The organism is Mycobacterium sp. 1274761.0 (assembly GCF_001668615.1).
Lineage (GTDB): Bacteria > Actinomycetota > Actinomycetes > Mycobacteriales > Mycobacteriaceae > Mycobacterium.
The window spans coordinates 139,576-151,855 of the sequence record NZ_LZMC01000109.1; the positions used below are offsets into that span (position 1 = coordinate 139,576).

The window sequence follows — 12,280 nt, forward strand, 5'->3', positions numbered from 1 at the left end:
GCTGGGAACTCTGGCGGCGCCGCAGCGATGATATGAACACGAATAGGAGTAGCCGGATGTCGACCGTTGGCACGCCGAAATCAGCCGAAGAGATCCAGAAGGACTGGGACACCAACCCGCGGTGGAAGGGTGTCGAGCGCACCTACACCGCCGAGGACGTCGTGGCGCTGCAGGGCACGGTCGTCGAGGAAGCCACGCTGGCCCGCCGGGGCGCCGAGGTGTTGTGGAACCAACTGCACGACCTGGAGTTCGTCAACGCGCTCGGTGCGCTGACCGGCAACATGGCCGTTCAGCAGGTGCGGGCCGGGCTGAAGGCCATCTACCTGTCCGGCTGGCAGGTCGCCGGTGACGCGAACCTGTCCGGGCACACCTACCCCGACCAGAGCCTGTACCCGGCCAACTCGGTGCCGCAGGTGGTGCGCCGAATCAACAACGCACTGCTGCGTGCCGATGAGATCGCCAAGGTCGAGGGCGACACCTCCGTCGACAACTGGCTGGTGCCGATCGTCGCCGACGGTGAGGCCGGCTTCGGTGGCGCGCTCAACGTCTACGAGCTGCAGAAGGCCATGATCGCCGCGGGTGTCGCCGGTTCGCACTGGGAGGACCAGTTGGCGTCGGAGAAGAAGTGCGGTCACCTCGGTGGCAAGGTCCTCATCCCGACCCAGCAGCACATCCGGACCCTGACCTCAGCCCGGCTGGCGGCCGACGTCGCCGACGTGCCGACCGTCGTGATCGCCCGCACCGACGCCGAGGCGGCCACGCTGATCACCTCCGATGTCGACGAGCGCGACCAGCCGTTCATCACCGGTGAGCGCACCAAGGAAGGGTTCTACCGGGTCAAGAACGGCCTGGAGCCCTGCATCGCCCGGGCCAAGGCCTACGCCCCGTACTCCGACCTGATCTGGATGGAGACCGGCACGCCGGACCTCGAGCTAGCGGCGAAGTTCGCCGAGGGTGTGAAGGCTGAGTTCCCCGACCAGATGTTGGCCTACAACTGCTCGCCGTCGTTCAACTGGCGCAAGCACCTCGACGACGCGACCATCGCAAAGTTCCAGAAGGAGCTGGCGTCGATGGGCTTCAAGTTCCAGTTCATCACGCTGGCCGGCTTCCACGCCCTGAACTACTCGATGTTCGATCTGGCCTACGGCTACGCCCGCAACCAGATGACGGCCTACGTCGAGCTGCAGGAGCGCGAATTCGCCGCCGAGGAGCGGGGTTACACCGCCACCAAGCACCAGCGTGAGGTCGGCGCCGGCTACTTCGACCGGATCGCCACCACGGTGGACCCGACCTCGTCGACGACGGCGCTGACGGGCTCGACCGAAGAGGGCCAGTTCCACTGATCCCTCAGTAACTGAAGACTGGTTTGCCGACTTCTGCACCAGGGCTGCGATTGCGAGCGATTGACAGCCCTGGTGCAGAATTCGACGTTATGGGTGAAGGAATCGAACGGGTAGGCGTCGTCGGCGCGGGGCAGATGGGCTCGGGCATCGTCGAGGTGTCGGCGAAGGCAGGCGCGAACGTAGTGGTCTACGAGCCGACCGACGCGCTGATCAACGCAGGCCGCGATCGCGTCACCAGCTCGTTGGAGCGCGCGACGAGCAAGGGCAAGCTCAGCGAGGCCGACCGTGATGCGGCTCTGGGGCGGCTGACGTTCACCACCGACCTCGTCGACCTGTCCGACCGCCAGCTGGTGATTGAGGCAGTCATCGAGGACGAGGCCATCAAGGCCAAGATCTTCGCCGAACTCGACGCGATCGTCACCGATCCCGATGCCGTGCTCGCGTCGAACACCTCCAGCATTCCCATCATGAAAATCGCTGCGGCGACGAAGAATCCGAGCCGCGTGCTCGGCTTGCATTTTTTCAACCCGGTGCCCGTGCTGCCCTTGGTCGAGTTGATCAGCACGCTGGTCACCTCCCCCGAGGCGCTGTCGCGGGTCGAGCAGTTCGCCAGCGACACGTTAGGCAAGAAGGTGGTGCGCTGCGGCGACCGCTCGGGCTTCATCGTCAACGCTCTGCTGGTGCCGTACTTGCTGTCGGCGATCAGGATGGCAGAGGCCGGTGTGGCGACCGTCGAGGACATCGACACGGCGGTCGTTGCCGGCTTGTCGCACCCGATGGGACCGCTGCGGCTGTCCGACCTGATCGGGCTCGACACGATGAAGCTCATCGCCGATTCGATGTATGACGAGTACAAGGACCCCCACTTCGCACCGCCTCCGCTGCTGCTCCGGATGGTCGAGGCCGGACAGCTCGGCAAGAAGTCGGGAAAAGGGTTTTATTCATACTGAGCGTCGACTTGGGTTCGCGCAGAATCTTGGCTAGGTTGTCTTCGTAATGTGACTGCCGGTTCAGAGGGAGCCGGATATGTGCACTGGCGTTAGCCGCCGCTCTGCATGTCCGTCGCCCGCTGATTCGGGCGACGAACAGACGATCAAGAGCGGAGTCGAGACTTTCATGTCGGATGTGGTAACGGACCTGGAACCGTACTACGAGGAATCCCAGTCGATTTACGACGTGTCCAACGAATTCTTTGCGCTGTTCCTCGGTCCGACGATGGGTTACACGTGTTCGTACTTCGAACGCGACGACATGACGCTGGACGAGGCCCAGATCGCCAAATTCGACCTCGCGCTGGGCAAGCTGAACCTCGAACCGGGCATGACGCTGCTCGACGTCGGCTGCGGCTGGGGCGGCGCACTGAAGCGCGCCATCGAGCTCTACGACGTCAACGTGATCGGTATCACGTTGAGCCGCAACCAGTATGAGTACAGCAAGGTGCTGATGGAGTCGATCCCGACGGAGCGTACCGCCGAGGTGAGACTGCAGGGCTGGGAGGAATTCAACGAGCCCGTCGACCGGATCGTGTCGATCGGCGCGTTCGAGGCGTTCAAGGCGGAACGCTACCCGCTGTTCTTCGAGCGGGCGTATGACATCCTGCCCGACGGCGGCCGGATGCTGCTGCACACAATCTTGGCGCACACGCAGAAGTTCTTCCGCGAGAACGGCATCAAGCTGACAATCTCGGACCTGAAGTTCATGCGGTTCATCGGCACCGAGATCTTCCCCGGCGGGCAGCTGCCCGCGGTCGAGGACATCGAGCAACTCGCGGCACGGTCGGGCTTCACCCTCGAGCGCACGCATCTGCTGCAGCCGCACTACGCCAAGACGCTCGACATCTGGGCGGCCAACCTCGCGGCCAACAAAGAAAAGGCGATCGCGATCACGTCCGACGAGGTCTACGACCGCTACATGCGCTACTTGACCGGGTGCGCAGACTTCTTCCGCCGCGGCATCACCAACGTAGGGCAGTTCACGCTCGTCAAGTAGAGCTAGGCTTCAACTAGGCCTGGCTCTAGGCCTCGGCCAGCCGCTTCTTCTCGGCCTCGACGTCGAAATCGGGTGGCGGCCAGGACAAGTCGAGCGCTTCGAGTTCCTCGATCAACAGTTCGAGGATCGCCAGCCGGCTGTACCACTTCTTGTCCGACGGCACCACGTGCCAGGGGGCGTAGACGGTCGACGTCTGTTCGAGCATGGCCTGATAGGCCTCTTGGTACTTCGGCCACAGCAGTCGCTCGTCGACGTCGCCCGGGTTGTACTTCCAGTATTTGTCGGGCCGAGCCAGCCGTTTGGCCAGCCGCTTGCGCTGCTCGTCCAGCGAGACGAACATCGCGACTTTGATGACTGTGGTGCCGGCGTCGACGAGGGTCTTCTCGAATCGATTGATCTCGTCGTAGCGCTTGCTCCACACCTGGGGCGGAACCAGGTCGTGAACACGGACCACCAACACGTCCTCGTAGTGCGACCGATCGAACACCCCGATGCTCCCGGGCGGCGGAAGGGCCCGTCGGACCCGCCACAGGTAGTGGTGCTTGCGTTCTTCCTCGGTGGGCACACCGAAGGCCCGGTAACGCAGCCCCTGCGGATTAGCCGCGCCCACAACATGTTTTACGATTCCGCCCTTGCCGGCGGTATCCATACCCTGGAGCACCAGCAGCACCGACCGGTTGACGCCGGCGCCTTTACTGTTGGCGTAGAGCATCTCCTGTAACTCGGCGAACCGCGCGTTGCGCTCGTCCTGCACATCGGCGGCGTCGGATTTTTCGCCCTTGAAACCGGGCGTGGCGCTGGTGTCGATGTCGGCAACATTGTCGCCTTGGTGAAAGACCAGATGATCGTGCGGGTGGCGCGTCCACAGCGACGGAAGATCGTCGGTTGATTTGCTCATCGTTGGAGCAATTGTGGAGGAAGGATCGGCGAGGGGTGTGGTTCTTGCCGAAACTTCTCCAGGGACCCACCTACCTCGACGATGCCGCACAACGCATTCCACGACAGCATCGTCAGGTAATCGATGAGGTCGTCGGCGCTCATCCGGGGATTCGACATCCACGAGTGTGTCGCCAGCTGCACCCCGCCGACGGTGTGGAAAGCCCACGGCTCGACACCACGGGTGTCCATCCCCGCCGCGGCCATCCGCCGCCGCAGCATGACCGCCAGCATGCGGGCGATGATTTCCTCGCTGTTGGCGATCACCTTGTTCTTGCTTGCCGAGTTGTTCGCCATCACAAAGCGGTACGGCTCCGGTTCGGCTGCCACGGTCTCGACGTAGACCTTGATGATCTCGCGGGTCAGCTCGTAACCCTCGAGGTTCGCCGACAGCGCAGCCGCCATGTTGGGGATCAGGGTGGTCTGCGCGAACCGCATCATCACCGCGGTGGTCAGGTCGTTCTTGTCGACGAAATAGCGGTAGAGAACCGTCTTCGATACACCGATTTCGGCCGCGATCTCGTCCATGCTGACGTTGCTGCCACGCCGCCGGATCGCGACCAGGGTGCCGTCTACCAGCTCATTACGGCGCTCCACCTTGTGTTGGTGCCAGCGCCGTTTACGTCCGTCGGTTTTCACCGCCCCCGGCGGGGTCTGCTCTGCCACTTCCGCGCAAGTCCGTTCGTCTAGATCTAATCGATAGTACGGCGAATCATCACGTTCGGGCCGGTCGGGACGGTCGACACACCGCGCGGTAGCGGATGATGGAGGGGTGGCACACAGACCAGACGCCCGAGGCCGCGGTTTGCGGTCGCTGCCTGCGTCGACACCGCAGCGGGCCAGCTTCGCCGAAGCCCTGGCGGGCGCCGACACCATCGCCGATGCGCAACGTCGCCGCGGCCTGCGGCGGATGAAGCTGGTCGCGCTCGGCTTCCTGGTGGGCGCCACAGTGTTGTTCCTGTTCTGTCGATGGGCCGAATCCAGGGGAGCCGGGGCGTGGGCCGGCTATGTCGCCGCCGCCTCCGAAGCGGGCATGGTCGGTGCGCTGGCGGACTGGTTCGCGGTGACCGCGCTGTTCAAACATCCGTTGGGCATCCCGATCCCGCACACCGCGATCATCAAGCGCAAGAAGGACCAGCTGGGGGAGAGTCTGGGCGCGTTCGTCAGGGAGAACTTCATGTCTCCCGACGTCATCGAGACGAAGTTGCGCGACGCCGAGGTCGCCGGCCGGTTAGGCAAGTGGCTCTCGGAGCCGGTCCACGCCGAGCGGGTGGCCGCCGAGGCGTCGACGGTGCTGCGGGTGGGCGTGGAGATGCTGCGCGACGAGGACGTCCAGCACGTGCTGGACCGGATGATCGTCAAACGGCTCGCCGAACCGCTGTGGGGGCCACCGGTGGGACGGGTGCTCGCCACGCTGTTGGCCGAGCATCGGCAGGAAGCCCTTATCCAGTTGCTTGCCGACCGCGCGTTCCAGTGGTCGCTGAACGCGGGCGAGATCATCGAGCGTGTGGTGGAACGCGACTCGCCGTCATGGTCGCCGCGCTGGGTGGACCATCTGGTCGGTGACCGCATCCACCGCGAATTGATGGATTTCACCGATAAGGTGCGCCGCAACCCGGACCACGAGCTGCGTCGGTCGGCCACCCGCTTCTTGTTCGAGTTCGCCGACGACCTTCAACACGATGAGGCGACGATTGCCCGGGCCGAGAAGGTCAAGGATCAGCTGATGGGCCGCGACGAGGTCGCCCGCGCCGCAGAGACGGCGTGGAACACCCTCAAGCGCCTCATCCTGGAATCGGTCGATGACCCGTCGTCGGCCCTGCGCACCCGAATCGCCGACTCCGTCGTGCACATCGGCGAATCGCTGCGCGACGACGGGGACCTACGCGACAAAGTCGACGACTGGATCATCAGGGCGGCCCGGCACCTAGTGTCCCAATATGGGGCGGAGATCACAACGATCATCACCGACACGATCGAACGTTGGGATGCCGACGAGGCCAGCAGGCGCATCGAACTTCATGTCGGGCGCGACCTGCAGTTCATCCGGATCAACGGCACCGTGGTTGGCTCTCTCGCCGGCCTGATCATCTATTCGATAGCCCAGCTACTCTTCTGACCTGCGCTAACTAATGCTTGCAATAGCTAGCACCCCGTCGTACCGTGGGATGCGTCGCAACCGCATACCCAACGCATCGAAGGGGGTACCCATATGTCGCAGGACGACAAGCTCGTCGACGTGGTCTCCAACGCTGCGCAGGACATCGGCAGTTTCATCCGGGCGCAGCGCGAGGCGGCGCAGGTGTCGGTGCGGCAGTTGGCCGAGAAGGCTGGCGTCAGCAATCCGTACCTGAGCCAAATCGAACGGGGATTGCGGAAACCGTCAGCCGACGTGCTGAGCCAGATTGCCAAGGCGCTGCGGGTCTCTGCGGAAGTGCTCTATATCCGGGCAGGAATCCTAGAGCCCAGCGAGACCAACGAGGTCCGTGACGCCATCATCACCGATTTGGCGATCACCGAGCGGCAGAAGCAGGTGCTGCTCGACATTTACACGTCGTTTTGCGAACAGAACGAGGCCGTTCTTGTTCAGGAGGCAAAGCAGACGATTGGGGAGCCGGCGATGACCGAACGAGACTGACTGAACAAGACTGACTGAACAAGACACATCGCTGTTTACAGATACCGAACGACCAGAATGAAAGTGAAAGGAAAGTATCGACATGGCGAAGAAGACCGCCAAGACCGCCGCTAACCAGCCGGCCGTCGACGACCTGAAGGCTCCGCTGCTCGCCGCCGTGGGTGCTGCCGATCTGGCCCTCGAGCGGGTCAACGAGATCGTCGCTGCCCTGCGTGAGCGCGCGGGCGAGGCTCGCACCGACGCCAACGCGCGCGTCGAGGGGAGCCGTGCCCGGCTGACCAGGCTGCAGGAGGATCTGCCCACTCAGTTCGGTGACCTCCGCGACCGGCTGAGCTCCGAGGAGCTGCGCAAGTTCGCCGAGAATTATGCCGATGCGGCCCAGTCGACCTACAACAAGCTGGTGGAGCGCGGCGAGGCCGCCCTCGAGCGGCTGCGCAGCCAGCCCGCCATCGAAGGGGCTGCCGGCCGGGTGGAGAGCTACACCGACCAGGCCGTCGAGCTGACCCAGGAAGCGCTGGGCAACGTTGCGTCGCAGACCCGTGCGGTCGGCGAGCGCGCCGCCAAGCTGGTCGGCGTTGAGCTGCCCAAGAAGGCGCAGAAGGGCGCGGCCCCGGTGAAGTCCACCGCCAAGAAGACGCCGGCCAAGAAGACCCCGGCTAAGAAGGCACCGGCCAAGAAGGCTCCGGCCAAGAAGGTCACGCAGAAGTAAATTCGACGCCGACGGTGGCGCCCGCTTAGGCTGGTGAGGTGATACTTGCCGACCTAGCGGGCGTCATTGTTTTGGTCCTCGTCGTTGCTGCATTCGCCGTGGCCGCTTACGCCTTCGTCCATGCAGCTATGCAGCGCCCCGACGCGTACACCGCGGCAGGCAAGCTCACCAAGCCGGTCTGGCTGCTGATCATCGGGTGCAGTGTCCTTCTGCTGCTGGTGTTCCGCGATCCCTTCGGCGCGGCGATCGCCGCGGTGGCATCGGGCATCTATTTGGTCGACGTGCGGCCGAAGCTCCTCGACATTCAAGGAAAGTCGCGGTAGCGAGTGCGCCGTCTCCTTGCCGCGCTCGCGGCAGCCATGACCGCTGCCCTCGTTCTGCCCGCGGCCGCTTCAGCCGATCCGGCACCCGGCCCGCCGTACGTGGCCTCCACCGAATGGGTCCACTGGGGCGACTTGTCGAGCCTGCGGGTCTATCCCACCGATTCCGCGCGCCGCCTCTCCACCCAGATCGGCACCCAAGCCGCAGCCGACGAGGCGTGGGCGGAGGTGCTGACGTCGACGCCGGATGCCGACATTCCCGGCATGCGCGAGCAATTCATGTGTCACTGGCAGTACGCCGAGGTCGCCTACCCTGGCAAAACCAGCTGGAACCTCGAGCCGTGGCGCCCGCAAGTATCGGGCGAGGAGATGGTCGCCGCGCACTGCAATCCCGGCGGCACCGAAGAACCGTTCTGATGCCCGTGCCGGACTGGCGCCGCGAGGTTGCCGCCGTCGTCGACCACACGTTGCTGAAACCCGAAGCGACACAAGCGGATGTGGCCGCACTGGTGGCCGAGGCCGCCGACCTCGGCGTGTACGCGGTGTGCGTGTCACCGTCGATGGTGGCCACCGCCGCATCGGCGGCGCCAGCCGGTCTGCACATCGCCTCGGTGGTGGGATTCCCGTCGGGCAAACATCTTTCGTCGATCAAGGCCGCCGAAGCCGCCGACGCGGTGGCCGCCGGAGCGGAGGAGCTCGACATGGTGATCGACGTCGGGGCGGCCGTGTCGGGCGAATTCTTGGTCGTGGCAGCCGATGTCGCCGCGGTTCGCGCCGCCGCGCCCAGTGCCGTGCTCAAGGTGATCGTTGAATCGGCGGCGCTTGTGGGCCTCGCCGGTGACGACGTCCTGACGGCGACGTGCCGGGCAGCTGTCGATGCGGGCGCCGATTTTGTCAAGACCTCCACCGGATTCCATCCCAGCGGCGGCGCTTCGGTGCACGCGGTCTCGGCGATGGCTGCGGCGGTCGGGGGGAGCGTCGGCGTCAAGGCCAGCGGCGGCATCCGCACCGCCGCCGATGCCCTCGCGATGCTTTCCGCAGGCGCGACGCGCCTCGGGCTCTCGGGAACTCGGGCAGTGCTCGACGGGCTGGCGTAACGCCGCGTTCGCCGAGATCGACGAACGGGCGTCGGGGGGTCAGAGGTCGGCGAAGCAGGGATCGGTGTTTTCGGCGGGGATCGACGCGTTGCGGGTCGAGAAGTGCGCGGTCACACCGGTTTCGCCGACGGTCACCTTGTCGGCCTTGATGCCCAACGGGTAGCCCTTGGTCAGCTGCGCCGAGAACGCATCGAGCGCGGGCTGCACCATCTCGCGTGGCAGCGTGAACCCGAGGCCGTTCAACTGGACCATCTGCAAAGCGATCCCACCGTCTTGTACCACGGGCTTAGTGGTCACGCTGCTGCCGAGCGCGGCCTGAAGTTCGATGGTGCCGTCCGACGGGTTGGTCTTCACATCGGTGACGAAGCCGCCGAACACCGGGATGGCGTTCTGCACGGTCTCCTTGATGCCTTCGGAGGTCCAATTGATCGTGGCGTCCAGCGAGCCGATGGTTCCCTTGGAGTTGCCGTTGCTCTGCAGCCGGACGTCGTCGATGTTGATCTGGGCTTTCATGCCCTTGGCGTCACGGATCTGGTTGCCCGCGGTCTCGATCGAGATGTTGCCGTAATGCCCCATCATGTGCTGGATCAGAAACGGCTTGGCGCCGAAGGAGACCGTGACGTCATCCTGCACCACACACTCGGTGGCCGCGGCCACCCTGTCGTCGGCGCGGCTGCGCGCGTAAAGCTCCGCGCCGATCACCCCGGCGGCGATCAGCGCGACCACGATGACGACTACCAGCACGATGGACAGCGGATCGCGGAACAGGTTCCTGACCTTGCCCAGTGGCGACGAAGCCGGCTGCGCGGGACCTGTATGGCCGCCCGGCGCATTAGGCGGGGGACCCGCCTGACCCGGTGCATTCGGCGGCCGCTGCGGGGCAGCCTCCGGCGGTACTTGGCCAGGCTGGGGCTGGTTGGCCGGTCGTGCCCAGGGATCAGTCACGCCCGCGATTCTGCCCTATCCGGCTGGTGAAGGTCTGTGCGGTTGCGAAGCACCGCGATCGTGTCCCGCACCGACTGCACGGTCTCCGGCTCGACCTCGACGACGAGCAGCGTCGGATCGGCCCCCGCCGCCTCGATCACGTCCCCGAGCGGTGAGGCCACCACGCTGCCACCCACGCCCGTCGGCCCCACCTTGGCGATCTCGTCACCCGGGTAGGCCTGCCCGACGGCGGCGACGAAGCTCCCGGTGTCGAGTGCCCTGGCCCGGGCCAGCAATGTCCATTGCTCGAGTTTGCCGGGGCCGCTGCCCCACGAAGCATGCACGGTGATGAGCTGCGCTCCGCGTCGGGCCAGCTCGACGTAGAGCTCGGGGAAGCGGATGTCGTAGCAGAGGCTGAGACCCACGCCTACGCCGTCGACGGTGATCACCACCGGCTCGCGACCTGCAGCGACGGTGCGGGACTCGGTGAACCCGAACGCGTCGTAGAGATAGATCTTGTCGTAGTGAGCGTCGACCGCGGGGCCGGCCGCGATCAACGTGTTGGTGACGCGGGTGCGGCCGTCTTTGGCGTCGGCGGGCCGGAACATCCCGGCTACGACGGTGACGCCGGCACCCGCCGCGATTCGGCGCACCCCGTCGGCCCACGGGCCGTCCAGCGGCTCGGCCACCTCGGCCAGCGGCACCCCGAACCGGCACATGGTCGCTTCGGGGAACAGCACCAGGCCCGCGCCGGCGTCGGCCGCGCGGCGGGTGTACTCCTCGACCAGCTTCAGGTTGGCCGCGGGATCGGTGCTGCTCTGAATCTGTGCGAGCGCGATTCGCATACGGTCAAGCCTAGAGAGTCACGGCCCCCAGGCGTGCCGGTCGAGCGACGCTTTCTTGTTCCCCAGTTTGCCGGAGCGGATCTGGCTGGCCAGGCTGTCCAGGATCACGCGCGAGCTCAACAGCGCGGTCTGCTCGGCCCAGTCATAGGGCGGCGAGCACTCCACCACTTCGATGCCCGCCAGCCCCGGTTCGGACACCATGCGCACCAGGTTGAGCGCTTCACGCGGCAACAGTCCACCGGGTTCCGGCCATCCGGTGCCGGGCACGAACCCGGCGTCGATCACGTCGATGTCGAAGGACAGATACACCGCCTTGGCGTCTTTCCATGCGACCTCGAGGGCCATCTCGGCGATCTTCTCCACGCCGACGCGCTCGACGTCGCCGACCGTGATGACAGTCGAGTTGCGTTCGCGGCCGACCTTCACCCCCGCCCGCGGCGCCTGCCAGCCGCCGATGCCGATCTGCACGAGGTTGGTCGCCGGAGCGTTCTTGATGTTGGTGGCGTGAAACCACGGCGTGGTGTGCATCCGCTCGTCGAGGTCGGACTCTTGGGTGTCGACGTGCCGGTCGAAGTGAATGATGCCGACGTTGCCGTCCAGATACGGCGCCATGCCGCGGATGGTGGGGAATCCGATGGAGTGGTCCCCGCCGAGGACCACGGGCACCACGCCCTTGCGCACCACGTGCGCCATCGCCTGGCTGATCTGATCGAAGGACTTTTCCAGATTGCCCGGGATGGTGAACACGTCACCGATGTCGACCACGTTGAGCTGCTCGCGCAGGTCGACGCCCATCTCATAGTTGTAAGTCCCAAAAAGGTTGGTGGAGCGTCTGATTCCCTGCGGCCCGAACCGCGTGCCGGGCCGGTACGTGGCTCCGGCGTCGAGTGGGACACCGAAGATCGCCACCTCGGCATCGTCGACCTGGTTGACGTCCTCGACAAACGGACACTTCAAAAACGTTCCGCGCTCGCCGGCGAAATGTGGCAGTTCGCCGCGCACAAAGGTGGAGATCCGCCGATCGTTGATCGTCGGCGCGGCCTCGAGCCCGAAGGTGAGGCAGCGCTCGATCTCTTCGCGCTCGCGACGGTCTGGCAGCTCGGCCTCGGCCTGCTGCGCCCACGCGCCCTCCTTGTTGAGAGGTTCAAAAGGCTCGTCGGACATGCTGACTCCTCGAGCGCCGTCTTGTCGCAGGCCGGGTACGACGCACCTCGTCCGGGGAGCCGGGAATGGGCTTCTGATTCCTATCTTCACCCAAATCGGTGAACTCGCCACTCGAAATTGCAACGAGGCGTTAACACAGCCCGCGATCGGGCGTAACGGTATGGGGTTTGTCTGACGGTCGACTCACATGCAGATGTGAGGCGCGTCTAGGGTTCCGCCGGTCGCCGGGTCTGGTCCGAGAGACGCAGGCGGTCCGCTACGCGGCAGACCGTTCCACGGCGGGACAAAAACCCGGGAGGCTCCCCAGCTCGTAAG

14 protein-coding genes and 2 riboswitches are annotated in these 12,280 nt (G+C 65.3%); of the genes, 9 read left to right on the forward strand and 5 right to left on the reverse strand.

Annotated features, from left to right (window positions below; genetic code table 11):
• Positions 1-56: 56 nt before the first annotated feature.
• The 3 genes from aceA to A5651_RS22715 all read left to right on the forward strand — a co-directional run bounded on the left by aceA (position 57) and on the right by A5651_RS22715 (position 3,332).
• Positions 57-1,343 (forward strand): isocitrate lyase, encoded by a 1,287-nt coding sequence (gene aceA, locus A5651_RS22705; protein WP_066986376.1) that lies wholly within the window; start codon positions 57-59, stop codon positions 1,341-1,343.
• 89 nt (positions 1,344-1,432) lie between these two features.
• A complete protein-coding gene (locus A5651_RS22710) occupies positions 1,433-2,293 on the forward strand; it encodes a 3-hydroxybutyryl-CoA dehydrogenase (RefSeq protein ID WP_066986379.1) in 861 nt (286 codons plus the stop codon).
• 166 nt (positions 2,294-2,459) lie between these two features.
• Positions 2,460-3,332 carry a cyclopropane mycolic acid synthase family methyltransferase gene (locus A5651_RS22715; protein ID WP_066986652.1) on the forward strand — a complete coding sequence of 291 codons (873 nt, stop codon included), beginning with the start codon at positions 2,460-2,462 and terminating at the stop codon, positions 3,330-3,332.
• A gap of 25 nt (positions 3,333-3,357) precedes the next feature.
• On the opposite strand, the gene A5651_RS22720 is transcribed toward A5651_RS22715, so the two are convergent.
• Positions 3,358-4,230, reverse strand: coding sequence for a PPK2 family polyphosphate kinase (locus A5651_RS22720; protein WP_066986382.1), 873 nt, complete (start codon positions 4,228-4,230; stop codon positions 3,358-3,360).
• Positions 4,227-4,934 carry a TetR/AcrR family transcriptional regulator gene (locus A5651_RS22725; protein ID WP_066986385.1) on the reverse strand — a complete coding sequence of 236 codons (708 nt, stop codon included), beginning with the start codon at positions 4,932-4,934 and terminating at the stop codon, positions 4,227-4,229. Before A5651_RS22725 ends, A5651_RS22720 begins: the two co-directional genes overlap by 4 nt.
• Positions 4,935-5,040: 106 nt before the next feature.
• On the opposite strand from A5651_RS22725, the gene A5651_RS22730 reads away from it, so the two are divergent.
• From A5651_RS22730 to deoC, 6 genes are all read left to right on the forward strand, one after another.
• A complete protein-coding gene (locus tag A5651_RS22730; RefSeq protein ID WP_082943923.1) occupies positions 5,041-6,387 on the forward strand; it encodes a DUF445 domain-containing protein in 1,347 nt (448 codons plus the stop codon).
• A gap of 93 nt (positions 6,388-6,480) precedes the next feature.
• The gene (locus A5651_RS22735; protein WP_066986388.1) at positions 6,481-6,906 is read left to right on the forward strand and encodes a helix-turn-helix domain-containing protein; all 426 of its coding nucleotides are present in this window, start codon (positions 6,481-6,483) and stop codon (positions 6,904-6,906) included.
• Between the two features lie 82 nt (positions 6,907-6,988).
• Positions 6,989-7,615 (forward strand): heparin-binding hemagglutinin, encoded by a 627-nt coding sequence (locus A5651_RS22740; RefSeq protein ID WP_066986391.1) that lies wholly within the window; start codon positions 6,989-6,991, stop codon positions 7,613-7,615.
• A 38-nt stretch (positions 7,616-7,653) separates the two neighbouring features.
• Positions 7,654-7,938: a DUF2516 family protein gene (locus A5651_RS22745; RefSeq protein ID WP_066986394.1), complete on the forward strand. Its 285-nt coding sequence runs from the start codon at positions 7,654-7,656 to the stop codon at positions 7,936-7,938.
• Between the two features lie 36 nt (positions 7,939-7,974).
• The gene (locus A5651_RS22750; RefSeq protein WP_082943932.1) at positions 7,975-8,352 is read left to right on the forward strand and encodes a DUF2599 domain-containing protein; all 378 of its coding nucleotides are present in this window, start codon (positions 7,975-7,977) and stop codon (positions 8,350-8,352) included.
• Complete coding sequence (deoC, locus tag A5651_RS22755; RefSeq protein ID WP_066986399.1) at positions 8,352-9,032, forward strand: deoxyribose-phosphate aldolase; 681 nt, start codon at positions 8,352-8,354, stop codon at positions 9,030-9,032. Before A5651_RS22750 ends, deoC begins: the two co-directional genes overlap by 1 nt.
• Before the next feature lie 39 nt (positions 9,033-9,071).
• On the opposite strand, the gene A5651_RS22760 is transcribed toward deoC, so the two are convergent.
• The 3 genes from A5651_RS22760 to speB are packed head-to-tail and all read right to left on the reverse strand — an operon-like array spanning position 9,072 to position 11,965.
• Positions 9,072-9,977, reverse strand: coding sequence for a DUF2993 domain-containing protein (locus tag A5651_RS22760; RefSeq protein ID WP_066986402.1), 906 nt, complete (start codon positions 9,975-9,977; stop codon positions 9,072-9,074).
• Complete coding sequence (locus A5651_RS22765; protein WP_066986404.1) at positions 9,974-10,801, reverse strand: carbon-nitrogen hydrolase family protein; 828 nt, start codon at positions 10,799-10,801, stop codon at positions 9,974-9,976. The genes A5651_RS22760 and A5651_RS22765 overlap by 4 nt, the downstream gene beginning before the upstream one ends.
• Positions 10,802-10,819: 18 nt before the next feature.
• On the reverse strand, positions 10,820-11,965 hold the full coding sequence (gene speB / locus A5651_RS22770; protein WP_066986407.1) for an agmatinase: 1,146 nt from the start codon (positions 11,963-11,965) through the stop codon (positions 10,820-10,822).
• 10 nt (positions 11,966-11,975) lie between these two features.
• A riboswitch (guanidine-III (ykkC-III) riboswitch) is annotated at positions 11,976-12,042 on the reverse strand.
• Positions 12,043-12,160: 118 nt separating this feature from the next.
• A riboswitch (guanidine-I (ykkC/yxkD leader) is annotated at positions 12,161-12,265 on the forward strand.
• Positions 12,266-12,280 lie beyond the last annotated feature (15 nt).